This window comes from Ignavigranum ruoffiae, assembly GCF_900110675.1.
In the GTDB taxonomy this organism is placed as follows: Bacteria; Bacillota; Bacilli; order Lactobacillales; family Aerococcaceae; genus Ignavigranum; species Ignavigranum ruoffiae.
In genome coordinates this window covers 115,226-137,073 of sequence record NZ_FOEN01000002.1, presented here as the reverse complement: position 1 = coordinate 137,073, position 21,848 = coordinate 115,226, and the positions used below count along the sequence as shown (strand labels likewise).

Sequence of the window (21,848 nt, the reverse complement as noted above, 5' to 3'; positions counted from 1 at the left end):
ACCACGATTTAAAAGAGGCAAGTGAAAATAACTAATATTAATAATTTTTTCAGGATTAATGTTCGTGTTTTTGCTGAGAGCGATGGCAATATTGTTTGAGAAAAGAGGATGATGATGGGAAAGAGATTAAGGGGTTTCTGCTTGGCATTATTGATGCTTTGCCCTGTTTTTATAGAACCCATTCAAGTTCATAGCCAAGTGCTGCTGGTTAGTAAGTTCCAGCAAATGAAATCCATTGAACAAACTTTGGCCAAAATTCGGCGTCTGGACCAATATCAAGTCCAATATCAATTAAAGAATCAAAATACTGGTGAATTCTTATTATATGGCCGGGCTTTAGTCGATCAAAAACATGGGGCGATGGACCTAAGATTAGATTTCTATCCGGCAACCCAGGAGAGTTCACTTGCTGAGACATCTCAACAACCTTATACTTATCACTTGTTAAGTTTTCAAGATTTACAAAGAAACTACCTAGCCCTGGATTCGTTAATTCAGCCGAGTTTTGTCAGTGGGTTGACCTATCAGCAAATCGGTCAGACATTCCCCTTGGAAGAGACTTTTGTAAGTATTCCGAGCAGAGGAAATTCTGACTTGCTTGTGAGTCAATTGACGCCATCTTTGCAGCTTCTACCTTCTTTGAACCAAGTTAGAAATTTTAAACCTTATCAAGTGATTCGAGCCATTCAAGATCAACGTCTAGGCATTCGCAGTCAACGTTTAGGGATTCCTGATGGAATATTAAATTTTGATCAAACGGTATCTTTTTACCAAAGAACAGATTATTTGTCGGATGAAGTGGCGGGACAGAATTTAAATGTAGAAGCTAGTCTCGAATGGCAGGCGCATCGACCATTTATTTCTTGGGGTTTACAGCTGAATGGTCGGCTAAATCAATTGCAGGCGGTTGATCAGGTGGGCCACATGATCTATCAATACCAGTCGAAGACGGTTTCTGATAAATTAACCCAGTATACCTTCTTGGTGGATCCTGACATGTTAACTTATCAGGCGGATTTTGTGGGTTTGGTGGAAGATTTTGATTTAAATATTTTTGATCATGAAACGGCCAAGTATCGAGCGCATAATTATCAGTTGAGTGTTTATGTGGAACCATTGGCTGAACCACTCGTTGAGGAAAGTGACTTAAATAGCTTAAGTCTGGAGGATTTGAACCAGGAATTGAGTTTGCTGACGGATTAATTAATGTAGTAAAAATTAATAAAATTCAATAAACTGTTTGAGATCTAAGCATATTTTGCTTAGGTCTTTTTTATTAAGTGTAAGCACCATCAGGGCACCGTCTTCCGCTTATATTATAAGCTCCAGACTTACTTTTACGACTCAGTCCCTAAAAGTCGAAGACTTCAAGGGACTGATGAGAGTAAAGTATGCTAATCCGATGGTTCTAACACTTCTATAAAAATAAGGCCCTAAGCTATTCATTTAATCTCAAATTAATGGCTTTAAAATATGAATGATCATCGAACAAAAAATCTACGAATCAGTTGACAGGCAAGTAACCGTCCTTCAAAGCATGAGGCTTTTCCGGACTAGAACCACTAGACAAGTTCTAAGCGACAAGTCGTTAAGTACTTGTAAGCTGCGTGGATCTTCTATTTCTTGCGTGTCATACTGATTCGTATTTTTTTATATGATTTGGATTTCTACGTGGCCTATCACCATAGATATCTAAGGAATGTTGCTAAATATTCAGTTGCTTTTAAAAAATCGATTATGAGTCTTGGTTATCTGATTTTGGATGAAAAAACTGATGAAGTCCTTGGTCAGTTAGGCTGGATGGAATCATTTGTTGGCAGAGCTGGGCCAGGTCCTCGGGTAATAAATTAAAATCACTTTCAACCCAAGCCAACATTATATTATAGGTCAGGCCGATGATTCCGCGGATATAATATTGCTGTTGTTGGCTAATTTCTTGGTATTTAGGAACAAATAATTGGTTCAAGTAATGAAGAATTTCACTTTGACTTTGATGATTTAGAATAATTCGAACCAGATCCTGATGTTGATGGATATAGGTAAAGAATTCCAACCAGAAGTCCTGCCAGCGACCTGCTTGGATATAGTGGTAGGAATTTTGCAGAAATTCGGCTAAGAAGCTATGGATGATATCTTGATAGAGGGCCAAGAGCGAGGGGTAATTGCGATAATATGCCATTCGGGAAACGCCAGCTTTTTGACAAAGTTGAGTGACCTTAATTTGATGAAGTGGAGTGTCATGCATTAATTGTAGCAAAGCGGTACGTAAAGACTCTTTGCTTAGTTCTAGATTATTTTTGTTCGAACTTGTCATTGGTTCACATCCTTTACAAAATGGCTAGGATTGTCACAGCAGCGGGCTCGAGTCTTGTACTCAAATCATGTTGATGTTACAATTGTAACATCGGATCGATTATAACACGAATAGGAGATTGGGGAAAGTTATGACAACTTACAAAATGAAGTCTGAAGCTAGTCAAAAGATTCTTCAGGGATATAAATTAATTACAGAAGAGGATTTCCTAAGCGGTCAGGGCATAGAAAATGAGGAAGAGGGTCAACGCATTACTTTGACTCAAGCGAACGGAGAATTTCTAGCCCAGGCGATTGTGGGGCGTCAGCATAAGGGCTTTGCCTGGATTTATAGTACTCGAGCAGACCAATATTTTACTCGAGAATTCTTCGAGTATTGTCTTGTCCAAGCCATTGATCAACGTTTTGCAAGTTTTGATTTACAAAAGACCAATGCTTTTCGTCTATTTAATGGTGAAGGGGATGGAGTAGGTGGCTTTACCCTAGATTATTATGATGGGTATTTACAAATAAATTGGTATTCACGGGGAATCTATGCCTATCGTCAATGGTTAAACCATTATTTGCAAGCCAGTCCCTATGATTTCAAAGGGTGTTATCAGACGCTGCGTTTCGATTTGACTGGCGATGAAGCAGCCATCCAACATCTTTGGGGCGATCAGGCCCCTCAACCCTTAAAGATTTTAGAAAATGGGGTATCTTTTGCGATTTATCTGGGTCAGGACTGGATGACTGGTATTTTTACCGATCAACGAGATGTGCGTTTATTTATTAGCCAACAGGCTCAAGGCGAGTCTTTGTTAAATTTATTTGCTTATACGGGGGCTTTTTCACTAGTGGCTGCTTTAGCCGGTATTGAGAAGACGGTTTCTGTAGATGTGGCGAATCGGAGTCGTCAAGGGATTACTGATAATTTTAGTTTGAATGGTATCAATCTCGCCGAAAGCGACCATGAAATTCGAATCATGGATGTGTTTGATTATTTACGTTATGCCAAAAGACATCAACTTCAATTCGATTGGGTGGTTTGCGACCCACCAACTTACGCCCGCACTAAAAAATATGTTTTCTCAGCCGATCGAGATTACCCTAGCTTGGCTGAAGAATTATTTACCCTGACTAAGCCAGGGGGGATGACCATCATTTCTACCAATCACAGTGGCTATGATAGTAACGATTTCCGTCAAGAGATGATTGAAGTCGCCAATCAGCATCCAGGGAAATGTCAATTAATTCAATCCTTTGATCTGCCTGAAGACTACCCGACCAGTGAAGATCCGCAAAGTCAATACTTGAAAGTCTTAGTATTTTATCGGACTTGTTAGGAGGTTCGTATGGCCTATATTGAATTTATTGATGTGACAAGAGAATATCGTACCGGTGATATTGTGACCAAGGCCAATGACCGAGTTTCTTTTACGATTGAGCAGGGGGAGTTTGCCGTAATCCTAGGCCCTTCAGGAGCAGGTAAATCGACAACCCTGAATCTATTAGGCGGGATGGATCATCCAACTTCGGGCGAAATATGGGTCGATGGTCAGGATATTTCCGATTACTCTGATAAAGAGTTAACTAAATTCCGCCGTGAAAATATCGGTTTTGTCTTTCAAAATTACAATTTAGTACCCAATCTGACCGCCCGCGAGAATGTAGAACTGTCGATTCAAATCTCAAAAAGTCATGCAGATGCTGATCAAGTGCTTCAACAATGTGGCTTAGGCCACCGTTTGGATAATTTCCCGGCCCAATTATCAGGGGGCGAACAACAACGGGTTTCGATTGCCCGAGCCATCGCCAGTCAGCCGAAGTTACTCTTGGCTGATGAACCTACTGGGGCTTTAGATTTTGAAACGGGACAACAGGTGTTGGCATTATTGCAGGAAATGGGTGCTCAATTTAATACGACGGTTGTGGTCATCACTCACAACTCGACGATTGCCCAAATGGCCCACCGAGTAATTCGGATTAATGACGGTAAAGTCAGTGAGATTGAGCAGGTGGACCATCCTAAACGTGTGGAAGAAATAAAATGGTAGTGTGTTATTTTCAAGTAGAAAGGAGGGGAAGAAGATGCTATGGAAAGATGTCTGGCGGGAGATTAAATTGTCCTTTCCCCGCTTTTTATCGATATTGGCGATTATTGCCTTGGGGGTTGCCTTTTTTATAGGGATTAAGGCTGCAGGGCCGTCGATGATTGCGACCAGTCAGAAGTATTTCCGCGAAAATCATCTTCCCCATGGTCAAGTTCAAGGAACTTATGGCATTAATCAAGCAGATTTAGACTTATTGGCCCAAGTGGAGGTCGATTGGTTGCCAATCAGTACGGCTCGTGTGAATTTGACGCCAGGTGATTTAACGGTCAAGGTCTACCCCTTAGCCAAGGATCCTCAGCAGAATTTCTTTAAACTCAACAAAGGAAGATGGCCCCAAGCAGATAATGAAATTGCTTTGGATAGTCAATTATTGGATTATTATCAGGACAATCAAGATCTGACGGTCAATTTAGGTGATTGGATTGATTTAACTAATAAATCGAAAGAGAGCGCAGACGACCAGGCACCCCATTTGAAGCAAGAACGCTTTAAGGTAGTTGGTTTCGTTGAGAGTCCCATTTATTTCGAACGGACAAACCGCGGTAATGAGTCGATTGATATTTTTGCCCTTTCGACAGCCGAGGCGATTCAAGCGGATATTTATACGGATGCCTTCTTTTGGGATCGTTATTTAAGTAATCAAAAAGCTTATGAAAGCAGCTGGGAAGATCGACTTAAACAAGACAAAGAAGCAATCAATAAAGCACTCGATGGTCGAGGTGAGGCCAAGTTGAGTCAGTTGACCCAGGAGGCTGAAGAAGAGTTAGCCAAGCAAGAAGCCGAACTTGAACAAGCTTCATCAGAATTGGAAAGTGGCGAAGAGGCTTTAAGACAGCAAGGAAGTAATTTGCATTCGGCTAGTTTGGCAATTCAACAGGGTCGAGCCGATTTACAAGCCGGTCAAGCAAGAATTGACCAGGGTTGGCAGGCCTATCAACAAGGCTATCAAGAATATCATCAGGGTGCTCAAGAAATAGCCAAACAAGAACAGGTTTTGAATGGCTATGAAGCTTCATATCAAGAAGGACTCGCCCAATATCAATTGGCCGAGAGTTTATTAAATGGTGGTCTTGCCGAGATAATTGCTAATCTGACTCAGCATCAGACTGAACTAGAATCTGGTTTAGCGGCACTAGAATCTGGTCGCCAACAGCTAGAATTTGGTCAAGCGACTTATGAGTCGGCTCGCTCAGCCATTGAGGCTCAACTTAAAGACCTCTTACCTGCTGGCATTGACAATCTTGCCGAGTTGGAATCTTTAGTCAATGATTATCCTGGCCTCATTGATCAAATCAAACGCCAAATTGAAACCTTGCAATCGGAACAAGCCGATAATTCGACCACCGATTTGCCTAACGCTGCGACTGATTTAGCTAAGTTAGAAGCAGAACGGGCCCAGTTAGCCGATCAAATTGAATTCTTGTTAAGTCAAGCAGGGAATCAAGATGAAACCGGATCAGGCGAAGAAGCTGACTCAGCAATCGACCAAGCTACATTGGATCAGATGATGGCTGAATTACAGGCGCTTGATCAAGAAATATTAGAGGCTTATGCAGCTTTAGAAGAGAGTCAAATTCAAGAGAATAATTCTCAAGCGTTGGCGAATCAATTGGCTAGTTTATTAGAGCAACTCGATCAAGTCCAAATTGAATCCATCCGTCAAAGTGACTTGTACCAAACTTGGCAAAGTCGAATTCAGGATTTCATCCAAGGGAAAGATGCACTAGAGAGTGGCTGGCAAGAATATTATAGCCAGAAAGAACAGCTCGACCAGGCTAGCCAGGAATTAGCCTCAGCTTGGCAAGAAATTGCTTCCTATCAGCAATTATCACCCAGCGTGCTTGAGAGCGCCAGCCGGGAATTGGAAGCAGGTCGCTTGCAATTAGAGAGTGGGCGGAACGCCTTAGCTGCAGGTTATGATCAATTGGCAGTAGCTTGGCAACAACTGGTGGACGCCCAGGCTCAAATAGAAGCGGGTCAAGCTTCTTTAGCAGAGGGGCGCCAGCAACTTTCGGCGGCCGAAAGAGACTATCAGTCTGGTCAAAATGCCTATCAATCTGCATCAAAGGAATTCGCTTCAACTTATCCTGGAGCCCTAGCTCAGATTGAATCTGGCCAGCAGGCGCTAGAATCAGCCCGTGAAGACTTACGAAAATTGTTAACACCAGAGTTTTTAATTAAACTGAGTCAAGAAGACTCTGTCTATTTGAGTGTCCGTGACAATGCCAATCAACTCAATGTGATTTCTAATATTTTCCCTATGTTTTTTTTATTCATTGCGGTACTGGTTAGCTTTACTACCGTGAAGCGGATGACCACTGAACAGCGAAATTTCATGGGAACCTTGAAACAACTAGGATTTGCTGATCTGGACATTTTGAAGAAGTTTGTTATCTATGCTGGATTAGCTACCCTTTTAGGAACGTTGATTGGTCTAGCTAGTGGTTATGCAATTTTTCCTAATGTCATTCTCAAAGCTTACAATATCATGTTTCTGTTCGATCAACCCGTCATTGTCTATTCAATGGGCTGGATTTTGGCCGTGTCGGCGATTGCCTTAGCGACAGGACTAATCCCAGCCATTGCTTCACCCAAACAATTACTTAAAGAGACGCCAGCTTCACTATTGAGGCCCCCAGCCCCAAGATCAGGGAAGAAAATTCTATTAGAGCGAATTTCACTAATTTGGCGCGCTTTATCCTTTAAGAGCAAGATGACCGTGCGTAATTTGATTCGCTACAAGGGACGCAATGCCATGACGCTCTTAGGGGTGGCGGGTTGTACCATGTTAATTGTGACTGGATTTGGTATTTCCAATACCATTTCGGGGATTATCGATCAGCAGTTTAAGCAAATTCAGACTTTTGATGCGATTGTTATCTTGGATGAAGGAGCCGAAGCTGAAGAAGTTCAGCAAATAGAAGATAAATTAAAGCAAAATCAAGAAATAAATAACTACGTGCCAATTTATCAAGCCACTATCCAAAGTCGCCTCGATCAGATTAGCAATCAAGAGATTAATTTGATTGTTCCGCTGGATCAGGATTTAACCAGCTTTAACCAACTAGTTCATCTTCACCGTCGGCAAACTCCGGATCAACAACTTGCTTTGAAACCAGGTCAAATTTATATCAGTGAACGATTAGAAGAATTTGTCAAGAGTCAGGAACGAGGACGGCTACCTATTAGTTACGGTAACCTCCAACAAGAAATTCCGGTCAAGGCGGTTACAGAGAATTACATTGGTCATTATATGTATATGACGGCGGATGATTATCGCAAATACATGTTAGAAGAACCGGTAGTGAATGCCTTTTATTTGGATTATCGTAGTCAAAATCATCGTCAAGTTAAAGAAGCTTTAATGAACGAAGAGACCGTTCTGACCGTCTTTGAAATTTCGGATTTAGCATCTGGCATTGAAAGTTCCTTGGGGAGTCTGGATTTAATTACGGTCGTCCTGATCGTCTCTGCAGCTGGCTTGGCTTTTGTCGTCCTTTATAATCTTACCAACATCAATATCCAGGAACGGATGAAAGAGTTAGCGACGATTAAGGTCTTAGGGTTTTATAGTCACGAAGTCAGTCTGTATATTTATGATGAAATATTGGTCTTGACCCTCTTAGGATCTGGTCTGGGTATGGCCATGGGCTATGGTTTGACTCATTTTATAATGAAGACGATGCAGCTCAATGATGTGCTCTTCTACCCACGAGTCCATCTACTAAGTTATCTTTATTCATTCTTACTTACGATTCTGTTCTCAGCGATTGTCATGGCCGTTATGCATCGAAAGATTCGACATATTGATATGGTTGAGGCCTTGAAGGCGGTAGAATAGACCATTTCTAACTGACAAAAGTCAAGTGAATATGCTACAATAAAGAGGAATATATCGAGGAAAATACAGGAGGTTTTTTGTATGCAGTGTCCAAATTGTGGACGTAAAGTCCGGAGTAAACATCAATGCGCCCATTGTGGTTATGTATTTGGTAGCGATGATAAGATTGAAAGTCAAGAGACTACCCCCCTTGAAGAAAGTCCTAAAACAAGAGAATTTGAAGAAGTTACCATCGTACCTAAGACACCTCGTAAGAAAGCCTCTGGCGTCGGTAAATTTATTTGGGGGCTGTTCAAACTCTTACTGATGGTCTTACTGGTGTTTTTGGCATTTATGTTTGGACCTCAATTATTTAAACGCGCTGAACAATTCTTTAATGGGTCACCTCAAGTTGCCCAAGCCCCAACCAAAGAATCTGAAACAAGTGAAGAAGCGGCTTCTCAATCAGCAGAAGAAGCGACGACCCAGGCTGGTCAAGAAGCGACAAGTGAAGCCAGTCAAAGTGAGGCGGCCGATCTGGTATTGAAAGATAGCCAGGTCAATCTAGATAAGTTCCCGATTGTGCAAGTGAATTTAGACCTCGAGGGACCGGTGGATAAGATTAGTCGCGATACTTTTAGTTTTAAATTGATGAGCAATGGTCAAGAAAAAGTGATTGAAGATGAATATTCTTTAATTAAAGAAGGCAATCGCCTGACCATCTCTTTCAATGATCCAAGTGCAGATGTCTTATCGAATGGTAACCAAGAACAAAATTTAGTGATTGAAGCCAAGGATTTGAATTTCAAAGAAAGTCTAAGCTATAAGTTACCTAAGAACAATTTGGATCAAGCTCAACTCGATCAGTTTAATGAAATCTATGACCAAGTAGCCGGCACCAACCAAAAAGTTTCTGCGATGATTAAAGAAGTCGGTTCAGATCAAGACGGGGCTCTTGTCTACGATAGTCAATCAGTGGATGCTGATGCGATGATTGCTTGGTTTATTCTTGAACGAGTGTATCAAGCCGTCGACCAAGATAGCTTGACCATGGACCAAACAATTCCATTAAATGAACAACTGATTGCCGAAGGCGATCAAGGTGAATTTGCCCAAGCTGAACCTGAAAGTGAATATTCAGTAGAATCGCTTGTTCGCTTGGTCGTTCAGCAACAAGATGTGACCGCGATGAATCACCTGATTCAAGCGACGGGGGGTCCTAATGACTTCAATCTTTGGTTAAATGAATCAAATTACTTTGGAACGAAAGTGACCAATAAGTTGGCCAGCGATGAGACTGGAAGTATCCAAGGTGCTGTGACCAATGTCAAGGACATTGTGCTATTGCTAGAAAAGCTGGCACAAGATCAATTAATCAATGAGACAACTGACCAACAATTGAAAGAAGCCTTGCTTCAAACGCCAATCTCACGCAAGTATCCAGAAGAGAACCTAACTGACGTCCGTCGTCGTTATGAGATTACTTCCGTTGATGATAATAGTAAACAACAATATTATTCAGCGATCCTTGAAGGAGAAGATAAAACTTATGTCTTAGTCATTCTCGCTTCAGAAATGGAAGATGCTGAAGCCAGTGTAGATAGTATTCGCCAAGCCGTGCAAGATAGTATGAAACTATTAACTACGGGTGAAGTCACTTCAACCGAAGAAGAGACCACAAGCGAAGAAAGTACGGAACAAACTGAGGCGACAAGTCAGAATGCTCAGGTTGAAATTATTGGTGAAGAACCGGCCGTGACCGCTGAGCCAACGCCACAATACTCTGAGCAATATGTGGAAGGTCGAGGCAATGTCTCCTTACCTGTCATTACAGATGAAGCAGGGAATCCGATTCCAGTCACCTGGTTCTGGAATGAAGCCACTCAAAGTTATCAATATACTTCAGGAAATTAATTCTGTGACTACAAAGAATCCGGCTTCGTGTCGGTTTCTTTTTTGCATCACACACTTTCAGGGTGTATAATTAATTAAAAATACACGTAAAAGGTGATGAATATGAATAAATCTTTAATTGATATTGTCGTTCGGGCGATTAACGAAAAGTATATCAGTGAGAAAGCTTTTTATACGGAAAAGTTGGGCATCTCGCCTCAGTCCTGGGACCGCTGGAAGAAGGGCGAACAAGGGCTAAAATATGAGAACGTTCAAATTCTCTCAACCCTCTTTACCGATTATGAATGGATGCTCGTACAAAAAGTCGTCCGCAATTCAGAAATTATGCCTGGGATGATTGACCCGGTCAGCGAATACCATTTCTTGAAATATCAAATTGGCAAGACTTGGATGAATCATGGCAATGCTCGGGTCGAATGGGCTCAAACCGAAGAGAATGAAGAAGACAGTCTACGCCGTTCCAACATGGTCATTCTGCGGGTGATTGCTGATTACAATTTCTGGGGTTATAATGATATTATTGAGTATCGTTTGCCTGGAGTCATTCAACAACAAATTGGTCATGATGAGATCCGCTTACTCCAATGGTTCGATGATGAAAGTGAAAAACTAAAAGACAAAGATTAAGAGTGATGCCGATGCCGACAAAAAAGGCAAAAACTTATAAACGTAAAACCATTAAGAAAAGACCCAGACAACATCCGCTGATAAAAAAATGGAAAAAATTTAAGCCGAAATTTCTCCAAAAAATCGGCTGTTTGACTATTTTTTTATTTGTTCTGCTGGGTCTCTTTCTTGTGCTGGTTTTTAAATGGATAAATTTTAGCCCGGGTCAAAATCAAGATCCACAGACGATAACCTATCAACAACAGGCAAATTTTATTGAAGAAATTGCTCCAATCGCCCAAACTTTGCAGAAAGAATACGGGATACTCGCCAGTATCTCCATGGCCCAAGCCGCTTTGGAATCTAATTTTGGCGAAAGTCAGTTATCAGCCCAATATCATAATCTATATGGGGTAAAGACGGAAGCTTCTGATCCAGCAGGGGTGGATTTACCCACTTTAGAATTCATTGATGGCGAAATGACTGAGATGGAGGATCGCTTCAAAGTCTATCCAGATTGGGCTAGTTCGATGCGAGCCCATGCTGAATTAATCTATTATGGTACAACCTGGGATCCCAATTATTATCAGGCAGTCAAAGAGGGCAAAGATTATCAGAGTCAAGCTCAGGGCTTGGCTGAGGCGGGCTATGCAACCGATCCTGATTATGCCCAGAAGTTAATTGATATGATTGAAACTTGGCAACTTGATCAATATGATCAGACTAGTCCCTAATAATTCAAAGTAGAGTCAATAAATTCATTAAGATATCCTTACAAAAAGGATTAGATATGCTAAAATAATAAAGATATTAATGGAGGTGACACGATGGCGCAGAGACATTATCCCGGGGAAACCATTGGAATTATTGGAGAATCGATTTCCTCGGCTATATTAGCACAAGAAGCAGGAAGATTGGGCTATCGTGTAGGAAACTTAGTCATTCATGAAGATAATCCGATTCGTCAATTTGCCTCATGGCAGGTGGTCGTCAATACCCTTGATCAAGAAACCTTAGAATATTTTGCCAGTCGGGTAGACTTAGTCGTCGTCGAAAAAGGGTTATTAACTAACCAACAATTTAATATATTGGCCCAACAGACGGACTTAACCTTGTCGGAAGATTTGCGGGCGATTACGACCGACCGACTTATCGAGAAAGCCTATCTAGATGCCCATCGTATTCTGGTTGCGCCTTTCTCCTTAGTGACCTCGTTAACAGATATTAAAGAAGCCATTGAATATATTGGCTTCCCAGCTGTGCTGAAATCGAGTCAACGCCACTTGCAAGATGCCAAGGAACACGTCTTCCTCTATTCTACTGAGGATTATCCACAAGCTGAAGAAAAATTACAGCGGGGGTCATGTATCCTTGAATCTTGGATTCCTACTGAAAAACGAGTATCGCTCACAGCCGTCCGTAATGAACGGGGAGAAATTTTAATCTATCCAATCTTTGAGATTGTCAACCAAGGTTTTGCTTCGGGAGAACAAGTTCGCTATCCAGCTCAAGTGGATGAATATATTACTCAAGAGATGTTTCGAATAGCCCATCAATTGGCTGACGATCTTCATTTGATTGGCTCTTTGACGCTGACCTTCTTGGTTACTGCGGCAGGCGTGATTTATCTCAATGGAGCTAGCATCGGTCTTTCCAGTGAAGCCATGTTCACCATTGGCTCAATGTCGGTGTCGCATTTTGAAGCGACCATCCGAGCCTATGTTGGCTTACCTTTACCAAAATTAAGGATTCAACATCCGGCAGCCATCTCATACCCATTAGAAGCCTTGAACAAAGAGTCAGTCATGACTCAATATATGTTGAGAACCGACTGGGGGTTTGCCTTATTTAATTCCTACTTGTCGGCTAGTCCAAATTTGTTAGGCCAAGTCGTGGTTACTGGGGATTCACTAGAGAGCTGTCAAAGACAAGTTGAAATTACCAATCTATTAGCAGAGTCATCACTTTAAACGGTGTACAAAGGGTACATCGTTTTATTATTTTAGGAGGAATATATCGTGACAACGGCATTAATGCAAAGTATTGACCGGTTGAATGCCAAACAGAAAGAAGCCGTCCTAACCACCCAAGGTCCTTTGTTGATAGCGGCTGGGGCCGGATCGGGCAAGACTCGCGTGTTGACCCATCGCATTGCTTACTTAATTGAACAAGAAGCGGTCAACCCTTGGAATATATTGGCGATTACTTTTACCAATAAAGCGGCCAACGAGATGAAAAGCCGGATCCAACACCTAGTCGGGCCACAAGCCGAATCGATTTGGGTGGCTACCTTCCACGCCATGTGTGCTCGAATACTACGCCGGGAGGGTCATCGCTTAGGCTATCAAGCGAATTTTTCAATTATTGATAGTAGTGAACAGCAAACCTTGATGAAACAAATTATGAAGCGTTTAAATCTGGACAGCCAACGATTTAACTATAAGAATTTCTTGGCAGCGATTGATGAAGCCAAGAATGAGGGGTTAGAGCCCGATGCTTATGCTGAGACGGTTGTGGGTTATTTAGGCGATATTCAAGCTACCGTTTATAAGCAATATCAGAGTCAACTCTTTCAGAGCAATGCGATGGATTTCAATGATTTGATTATGTTGACGGTCAAGCTTTTAACTGAACATGAGGATGTCCGAGAATTCTACCAACAGAAATTTCATTATATCCACGTTGACGAATATCAGGATACCAACCATAGTCAGTATCAATTGATTCACTTACTCACTGGTTTGCTTCGGAATGTCTGTGTAGTGGGCGATGCTGATCAAAGTATTTATGGATGGCGGGGCGCTAACATGGAGAATATTCTCAACTTTGAAGAGGATTATCCTGATGCTAAAGTCATCCTCTTAGAGCAAAATTATCGCTCTACGCAAAATATCCTAAATGCAGCTAACTCTGTGATTGCCAACAATGTGCATCGTAAACCTAAGAAATTATGGTCAGATAATCCTGAAGGTCCGAAAGTCCACTTCCATATGGCCGAAACAGATATTGATGAGGCGCGTTATGTTATTCAACAAATTTATCAGTTAAAAGAAGATAAGGGACTGGCTAATCAGGATTTTGCTATTCTTTATCGGACTCAGGCCCAATCACGGAGCTTGGAAGAACAACTTCTTAAGGCCAACTTACCTTATCGAATTATTGGAGGTCTTAAATTCTACGCGCGTAAAGAAATTCAAGATACTCTAGCATATCTACGCTTAATTGATAACGAAGTAGATAATCTTTCCTTCAACCGAATTATTAATGTGCCTAAGCGGGGGATTGGTCAAGCTACGATTGATAAATTAGCCGAATTTGCCCAATCAATCAATCTCAGCTTATTTCAGGCAATAAGCGAGCTGAATCATTCCAATCTACCAGCAAGAACCATTACTAAGTTACAACGTTTTCAAGCGATGGTTTTGCGCTTAAGACAGCAGGCTGAATTTCTAACCATGAGTGAGTTGGTCGATCAAGTCTGGCAACAGAGCGATTATATTGAGTCTTTAAGAACAGAAGGAACGCTCGAAGCTCAGAATCGACTAGAGAACTTAGAAGAATTCGAATCGGTGACCAAGCAATTTGATGAAGCTTTTAGTGATTTAGAGGAAAGTGATCCTGATTTTAAAGCGAATGGAGAAAATCAGGATGCCAACCAGGCTCGACCAAAGTTAACCCGTTTCTTAGCGGATCTTTCGTTAGCAACCGATCAGGACGATGTTGAAACAGCTGACCAAGTCACTTTGATGACCATGCATGCGGCCAAGGGCTTAGAATTTCCTTATGTCTTTATTGTCGGCTTAGAGGAGGGTCTTTTTCCACTGAGGCGAGCGCTTGAAAGTGAAGAAGAACTTGAAGAAGAGCGCCGATTAGCCTATGTGGGGATGACCCGCGCCGAACTAGTCTTGTATCTAACCGCTTCTCGGTCCCGGCTCTTATATGGTCGCTACCAACAAAATCTGCCCAGTCGCTTCGTCGATGAAATTGACGACCAGTATTTACAAAAATCACAGATCAACTTTGTCGAACGCTGGAAGATGCCTGATGAACGAGACAATCAGGCCCGACAAAGTGCCCGCCGGGTGATTCTTAACCCTCGTCCAGGTTCTGGAAATAAGCGGGCCCGCCCTCAAGGTCAAGCGACCGATAACAATGTGCACTGGCAAGTTGGTGACCAAGTCGATCATCGGGCTTGGGGCTTAGGTCAAGTGAAGAACGTTGTTGAATCCGGTGGCGACCAACTGCTGACGATTTCCTTTGCCAGTCAAGGAGACAAACAAGTCCTCGCTAAATTTGCCCCGATTAAAAAAGTCGATCAATAAGGGATTTGAAAGGATTGACTCGCTAAGTCTAATTTGCGAAGGAAAAGCTACTGAATAATGGTCTGTATAATTGAGCGACCCTCAAAGGAAAAAGACCGCTTTTCGATTACAGCTTAGCTATTTAATGTTATACTAGACGAGACATAGAACGGAGGTTGAAAGGTGCCAAATTTAAATCAACAAGAGGCTCAGAAACGAATCGATGAACTTATTGAATTGCTCAATCAATATGCTTATCAATACTATGTTTTAGATGAACCTACCGTCACCGATTATGATTATGATATGCTCTATCGTGAGTTAGAAAGCTTAGAAAAGGCATATCCTGACTTTATTCGCCAAGATTCTCCGACTCAGCGTGTCGGCGATCAATTGCTATCGGGCTTTAATAAATTTAGACATAAAGTACCTATGTATAGTTTAAACAATGCTTTTTCAGCTGAGGAAGTGGCAAATTTCTTGGATCGGGTCATTCAACAATTAGGTCACCAGGTTGAGTTTATGGTGGAATGTAAAATTGATGGCTTAGCCATCTCCTTAACTTATGAAGGAGGCCAATTTGTCAATGGTGCCACTCGCGGGGATGGGACAGTTGGCGAAGATATCAGCCAGAATTTAAGAACCATCAAATCGATGCCTCTACGCTTGCAAACACCAATCGATTTAATTGTTCGTGGCGAAGCTTATATGCCTAAAGCCGTCTTTCTCGAGTTAAATCAGGGCCGGGAAGAGTCTGGCCAGGTTCCATTAGCCAATCCACGGAATGCCGCTGCTGGAGCTTTGCGCCAAATCGACCCTAAGGTTACGGCTCAACGTAAACTAAATCTTTTCTTATACAGTGCAGTGATTGGCGAGGACTTTCAGCCTAGTTCGCAGGCGGAACTCTTCGAAGAATTGGAGAAAATTGGTCTTAGAACCAATCCTTTCCGCAAATTGTGTCAGACCAAGGAAGAAGTCATTGAGTTTCTACAGCAAATTGAACAACAACGTCAAAGTTTGGATTATGAAATTGATGGTGCGGTGATCAAAGTGAACCGCTTTGAGGATCAAGATCGCTTAGGCTTTACCGTCAAAGCCCCACGCTGGGCGATTGCTTATAAATTTAAGGCAGAACAAGCTGAAACAGAGGTCCTTGAGGTCGAATGGACCGTAGGTCGAACGGGCGTGGTGACGCCAACGGCGGTCATGTCTCCTGTGCAATTGGCTGGTACCAAAGTTCAACGCGCTAGCTTACATAATGTGGACTATATTAAGAATTTAGATATTCGCTTGCATGACCGAGTGATACTGCAGAAAGCAGGCGATATTATTCCCGAAGTCGTGAGTGTTTTAGTGGATCAACGTCCAGAGGACTCTGAGCCTTTATCCATTCCTGACCATTGTCCAGTTTGTCAAAGTAAATTGGTCCGGTTGGATGAAGAGGTCGCCTTACGGTGTATCAATCTAGCTTGCCCGGCACAACAATTGGCTCAGATTTCTCATTTCACTTCCCGAGATGCCATGAATATTGTCGGTATTGGCGAGAAGGTCGTTGGGAAATTGTTAGAGCAAGAATTGATTCACGATGTGGCTGACTTATATGACTTAGAAGTAGCAGATTTCCTCAAACTTCCTCAAACCAAGGAAAAATCAGCCGAAAATTATTACCAATCGATTCAAGCCAGCAAGGATCAAGACTTAGCTAAGTTAATTTTTGGCTTAGGAATTCGTCATGTTGGGGCTAAAGCCGCTCGATTATTGGCCGACCATTTCATGAGTATGGATGCCTTACAAGCGGCCAGTGCCGAAGAAATTAGTCAGATTGAAGGAATTGGGCCGATGATTAGTCATTCAATCCGTGCCTATATGGAGAATGAAGAATCACTCAATTTACTCAAGCGACTAGAAGCTGCAGGCTTGAAGCTGAGCCGTGACAAAGACGAAAATCAAATCACTCAAGAATCGTCATATTGGCAAGACAAAACCGTAGTCGTCACAGGAAGTTTATCAACATATACTCGAAATGAAATTAAAGATTTATTAAGTCAACTGGGAGCCAATGTGACCAGTAGTGTATCCAAACAGACCGACCTCTTAGTCGTCGGCGAGAAGGCTGGAAGTAAATTAACGAAGGCTCAAGATTTAGGGGTGCCAGTAATTAATGAAGCAGAATTATTAGAGAAATTAAATGAGGTAGATGCGAATGAATAAGCGATATATACAAGGGATTTCCCTGCTAGCCTGCCTAGCCAGTCTGACAGGTTGTATTGAAAATGTGGGGCCTAAAGATGATCAAGCTGAGGTTAAACCAAACCAAGCGACGGTCAATACGACCAACCATCAATTAGCGGCTGACCTATACCGTGCGGTCATTATCGATGGTAAATATCAATTAGGGGCTTCTGCTTCTTCAACTAATACACCGGCTTCAGTCGGTAATGCCAAGGCTTTCGAAGAAGGATTGATGCGGATTAGTAAATCAGTCTTTCCTCCAGATCAATATTATTTGCAAGAAGGCCAATTAATTGATTCAGAAACCTTAACCGCTTGGCTAGGTCGTGAATCGGAAGATAATCCAGAAGGCTTGAATCCGGCCTTGGCTGAAGGGGAAGAGACGACCACTTCTGAAGAAGAAACGACCATGACCGAAATGACTTCGGAAGAGACGACCTTGGAAGAATCGACCGAGTCCGGTGATAACAATCAAGTGTCCGTCGATAATCAAACCACGCCCCTCTTTTTGAATCAAATTCTGGAGAAGAATATTATGGTAGAGACTGAGGATGGTTTTGCCTTAAGTGGTATTGTCATTGGTTTAGCCATGAATTCAACCTATTCATACACAGATGATCAGGGCGTGGTACATGAACAAGAAATCTCCATGGGTGAAATGCGCGAGCGCGGTAAACAATATGCAAATATCATTGTGGGTCGTTTGCGTAACACTGAAGAATTACGTTCGATTCCTATTCTAGTGGGTCTATATCGCGATGCTCCGAATAGTGATGTGGTGGGAGGCACCTTTATTCTTGATGGTATCTCTCGCGAGGGGAATGCGGTAGCTGATTGGACCGAACATAATGAATATCGGGTGCTACTACCGATTTTGGATCCTGAACAACAATCTGAACGCTATACTTATTTTGATAGCTTTAGGAATCGTGTCTTAGATTTCTTTCCAAATCTGAATGGGATTAGCGGTCAAGCTTTCTATGTCGATGATACGCTTAAAAGTTTAGATATTGAGATTGTGACTCAATTCTATCAAAATACTCAAGTCGCCGCTCTGGCTCAGCATGTCAGTGACGTGGTCCAAGATGAATTGCCAGAGAACATTGATTTAGAAATTCGGATTGAATCGGTAGATGGGATTCAAGCCTTTATTAGCCGGTCTGCCGATAAGAATCAAATACAAAGCCATGTATTTCATTAATAGGTAAAGGAGAAGCAGATGTTAAATCAAGAAGATATTCAAAGATTAGCTGGATTAGCCAAATTAGTGATTGCCGATGATGAACTGGAAAGCTATACCGATGAAATTGGTCGGATTATGGCCTTGGTTCAAGAATTACAGGTTATTGATACCGAGGGGATCGAACCAACCTTCCATGGTAATCAGAAGAAGAACGTCTTTCGCGAAGACCAAGCCGTTCCTAGCGACTTGCCTAAGGCGATGTTAGCTAATGCGCCCGACAGCGAAGACGGCTTTATTCGAGTTCCAGTCATTATAGAGAGTGAGGAAGCTTAATGAAGGAATTTCCAACAACGATCAAAGACATTCAAATTGGTTTAAAAGCAGGACAATTTACCAGTGTTGAACTTGTGGAACATCTTTTCGACTATATCGATGCCACTGATCAACAACTCAATGCCTTTATCAGTCTTAACAAAAAAGAAGCCTTGAAGGCGGCCAAAGAAGCGGATGAGAGAGGTTACCAAGATTCAAATTTTGCCCTGAATGGTGTTCCAATTGCGATTAAAGATAATATTCTGACGAAGGATTTACGAACGACAGCTGCGAGCAAAATGCTAGAAGACTTCGTACCTGTCTATGATGCGACGGTCATTCGTAAGCTTAAAGAAGCCGGAGCGATAATAATTGGTAAAGTAAATTTGGATGAATTTGCGATGGGAGCTTCGACTGAAACGTCTTATTTCGGAACGACCCACAATCCATGGAATCTAGATTACGTACCCGGAGGTTCTTCTGGAGGTTCAGGTGCCACGGTCGCTTGTCGTCAAGTACCAGCTTCTTTAGGAACCGATACTGGGGGAAGTGTCCGCTGTCCGGCCGCTTACAATGGGATTGTTGGCATGAAGCCAACTTATGGAGCAGTTTCACGGTATGGAGCGATTGCTTTTGCCTCTAGTCTAGATCAAATTGGGCCAATGACGCTAACTGTAGAAGATAATGCCAAATTATTATCTGTTATTGCGGGTCATGATGACCAAGATGGGACCAGTCTAGAAGCTATAGATACTGATTACAGCAAATTCATCGGTCAATCAATCAAGGGTCTACGGATTGCTTTTCCTAAAGAATTTAAGTCGGATAAGATTCAAGCTGAAATCCGTCAAGCCATGGAAGAAGCGGCCGCTTATTTTGCATCTCAAGGAGCGATTGTTGAAGAAGTATCCCTGCCTCATTCAAAATATGGCATCAATGTGTATTATATTATTGCTTCTGCAGAAGCTTCTTCAAATCTGCAACGTTTCGACGGAATTCGTTATGGTTATCGGTCACCAGAAGCCAGCAACTTAGAAGAAGTCTATTTCAAGACTCGTTCAGAAGGATTTGGGGCTGAAGTTAAGCGCCGGATTATGATGGGGACTTACTCCTTAAGTTCAGGGGCCTATGATGAATATTTCAAGAAGGCTGCTCAAGTCAGAACCATGATAAAGGACGAATTTAATCAAGTATTTGAGAATTATCATTTAATTATGGGGCCGGTAACAACGACTACAGCCTTTAAGATTGGTACCCGTACCCAAGATCCAATTGAAATGTACCTAGCGGACTTGTTGACAGTACCGGTGAACTTAGTGGGGATTCCAAGTATTTCGATTCCAGCTGGTTTCGACCAAAATAATCTGCCAATTGGTTTACAATTAATGGGCAAGGCCCTTGACGAAGCGCGGATTTATCAAGTGGCAGATAATTTTGAAAAGAACCATGACTTTGTCAACCAAAGACCCGAGTTATAGGAGGATGTAAGTAATGAATTTTGAAACAGTAATCGGACTAGAAGTCCATGTGGAACTGAAGACGCAAGCTAAGATCTTCTCAACTTCAGCTGCTCACTTCGGTGCTGAACCAAACTCCAATACAAATCCTAAAGACTGGGCTTATCCAGGGGTTCTACCCGTAGCCAATCGCGGAGCCATTGAGTATGGCATGAAAGCTGCTCTGGCCTTAAATTGCGAGATTGCACGCGAAATGTCCTTCGACCGCAAGAATTATTTCTATCCTGATAATCCTTCAGCCTATCAAATTACCCAAGATAGCCAGCCAATTGGTCGGAACGGGTATTTGGATATTGAAGTCAATGGCGAAACTAAGCGGATTCGGATTCACCGTCTCCACTTGGAAGAAGATGCAGGTAAGAATACCCACGGCCAAGCAGGATTTTCTTATGTTGATTTGAATCGGCAAGGAACTCCTTTAATTGAGATTGTTTCTGAAGCAGATATCCGTTCAGCTGAAGAAGCCTATGCTTATTTGGAAGCATTACGGGAACAAATTCTTTATACGGGTGTTTCCGATGTGAAGATGGAAGAAGGGTCTCTCCGGTGTGACGCCAACATTTCACTTAGACCCTATGGTCAAAAAGCTTTTGGTACCAAAACGGAGATCAAAAATCTAAATAGTTTTAACTATGTTAAGAAAGCCTTAGAATATGAAGAACAACGTCAGGCCAATATTCTTCGCCGGGGTGATCAAGTCCAACAAGCAACCCGCCGTTTCGATGAAAGTACGGGTAAGACAATTCTAATGCGGGTAAAAGAAGGGGCTGCGGATTACCGTTACTTCCCTGAACCAGATGTGCCGCCAATGACGATTTCGGAAGAATGGATTAATACTGTTAAAGCCACTCTGCCTGAGATGCCGGATCAACGCCGCCATCGGTATATTCATGAATTTGAACTGCCAGCTTATGATGCGATGGTGCTGACCCAAACGAAAGAAATGTCAGACTTCTTTGACCAAGCAGTCGCCCACCAAGTGGATCCTAAACAAGTTTCCAACTGGTTGATGGGTGAAGTGTCAGCGCATATGAACAAAGAGAATTTAAGTCTACTTGAAACTAAATTGACACCAGAAAACTTGAGTCAGATGATTCAGTTGATTGATGACGGCACGATTTCTTCGAAGATGGCCAAGAAACTCTTTAAGATTCTGGTAACTAAAGGTGGAAATGCTGAGGAAATTGTCGAAGCTGAAGGCATGGTTCAATTAAGTGACCCAGCGAAATTACAACCAATCATCGATGACGTTCTGGCTAAGAACCAAGAATCTATTGAAGATTACAAGAATGGTAAGAAACGGGCGATGGGTTATCTAGTCGGCCAAATTATGCAAGCGACCAAGGGTCAAGCAAATCCACAAGTGGTTAATCAATTATTAAAGACAAGTTTAGATCAAGCTTAATCCAATCAACAAGACATAAGCGAAACCCCTAGTGCAGTAAGAGGTTTCAATTATGTCTTTTTTATGAATAATATGTTAAATTTTAAGATAAGTTTAAGAAATCTTTAAATTCCCTAGTTTCGAATTCTAAGTTATGGTATCCTATGAATGCG

15 protein-coding genes are annotated in these 21,848 nt (G+C 42.1%); 14 read left to right on the top strand and 1 reads right to left on the bottom strand.

The genetic code is table 11. The features are described 5' to 3' along the window. Positions 1-141: 141 nt before the first annotated feature. Entirely contained in the window at positions 142-1,203 is a 1,062-nt protein-coding gene (locus BMX34_RS02785) for a hypothetical protein (protein WP_143440719.1), read from the top strand. A 532-nt stretch (positions 1,204-1,735) separates the two neighbouring features. On the opposite strand, the gene BMX34_RS02780 is transcribed toward BMX34_RS02785, so the two are convergent. Further along, entirely contained in the window at positions 1,736-2,314 is a 579-nt protein-coding gene (locus BMX34_RS02780; protein WP_092570554.1) for a TetR/AcrR family transcriptional regulator, read from the bottom strand. Between the two features lie 130 nt (positions 2,315-2,444). Here BMX34_RS02780 and BMX34_RS02775 point away from each other — a divergent pair, with 130 nt between their 5' ends. From BMX34_RS02775 to gatB, 13 genes are all read left to right on the top strand, one after another. Further along, a complete protein-coding gene (locus BMX34_RS02775) occupies positions 2,445-3,638 on the top strand; it encodes a class I SAM-dependent rRNA methyltransferase (RefSeq protein ID WP_092570552.1) in 1,194 nt (397 codons plus the stop codon). Between the two features lie 9 nt (positions 3,639-3,647). After that, positions 3,648-4,349 (top strand): ABC transporter ATP-binding protein, encoded by a 702-nt coding sequence (locus BMX34_RS02770; RefSeq protein ID WP_092570550.1) that lies wholly within the window; start codon positions 3,648-3,650, stop codon positions 4,347-4,349. Positions 4,350-4,383: 34 nt separating this feature from the next. Next, positions 4,384-8,247, top strand: a complete 3,864-nt coding sequence (locus tag BMX34_RS02765) for an FtsX-like permease family protein (protein WP_092570548.1) — start codon at positions 4,384-4,386, stop codon at positions 8,245-8,247. Between the two features lie 81 nt (positions 8,248-8,328). Further along, the gene (locus BMX34_RS02760) at positions 8,329-10,140 is read left to right on the top strand and encodes a serine hydrolase (protein WP_092570546.1); all 1,812 of its coding nucleotides are present in this window, start codon (positions 8,329-8,331) and stop codon (positions 10,138-10,140) included. 102 nt (positions 10,141-10,242) lie between these two features. After that, on the top strand, positions 10,243-10,767 hold the full coding sequence (locus BMX34_RS02755; protein ID WP_092570544.1) for a hypothetical protein: 525 nt from the start codon (positions 10,243-10,245) through the stop codon (positions 10,765-10,767). An 11-nt stretch (positions 10,768-10,778) separates the two neighbouring features. Continuing rightward, on the top strand, positions 10,779-11,480 hold the full coding sequence (locus BMX34_RS02750; protein ID WP_092570542.1) for a glycoside hydrolase family 73 protein: 702 nt from the start codon (positions 10,779-10,781) through the stop codon (positions 11,478-11,480). 93 nt (positions 11,481-11,573) lie between these two features. Next, positions 11,574-12,716, top strand: a complete 1,143-nt coding sequence (locus BMX34_RS02745) for an ATP-grasp domain-containing protein (RefSeq protein ID WP_092570540.1) — start codon at positions 11,574-11,576, stop codon at positions 12,714-12,716. Positions 12,717-12,779: 63 nt separating this feature from the next. Next, positions 12,780-15,068 (top strand): DNA helicase PcrA, encoded by a 2,289-nt coding sequence (gene pcrA, locus BMX34_RS02740; RefSeq protein WP_092570681.1) that lies wholly within the window; start codon positions 12,780-12,782, stop codon positions 15,066-15,068. Between the two features lie 162 nt (positions 15,069-15,230). Further along, positions 15,231-17,258 carry an NAD-dependent DNA ligase LigA gene (gene ligA, locus BMX34_RS02735; RefSeq protein ID WP_092570538.1) on the top strand — a complete coding sequence of 676 codons (2,028 nt, stop codon included), beginning with the start codon at positions 15,231-15,233 and terminating at the stop codon, positions 17,256-17,258. Beyond that, a complete protein-coding gene (locus BMX34_RS02730; RefSeq protein ID WP_092570536.1) occupies positions 17,251-18,480 on the top strand; it encodes a CamS family sex pheromone protein in 1,230 nt (409 codons plus the stop codon). The genes ligA and BMX34_RS02730 overlap by 8 nt, the downstream gene beginning before the upstream one ends. A gap of 18 nt (positions 18,481-18,498) precedes the next feature. Then, the gene (gene gatC / locus BMX34_RS02725; protein ID WP_092570534.1) at positions 18,499-18,795 is read left to right on the top strand and encodes an Asp-tRNA(Asn)/Glu-tRNA(Gln) amidotransferase subunit GatC; all 297 of its coding nucleotides are present in this window, start codon (positions 18,499-18,501) and stop codon (positions 18,793-18,795) included. After that, entirely contained in the window at positions 18,795-20,252 is a 1,458-nt protein-coding gene (gene gatA, locus BMX34_RS02720) for an Asp-tRNA(Asn)/Glu-tRNA(Gln) amidotransferase subunit GatA (RefSeq protein WP_092570532.1), read from the top strand. Before gatC ends, gatA begins: the two co-directional genes overlap by 1 nt. A gap of 13 nt (positions 20,253-20,265) precedes the next feature. Then, complete coding sequence (gene gatB / locus BMX34_RS02715) at positions 20,266-21,696, top strand: Asp-tRNA(Asn)/Glu-tRNA(Gln) amidotransferase subunit GatB (protein WP_092570530.1); 1,431 nt, start codon at positions 20,266-20,268, stop codon at positions 21,694-21,696. Positions 21,697-21,848 lie beyond the last annotated feature (152 nt).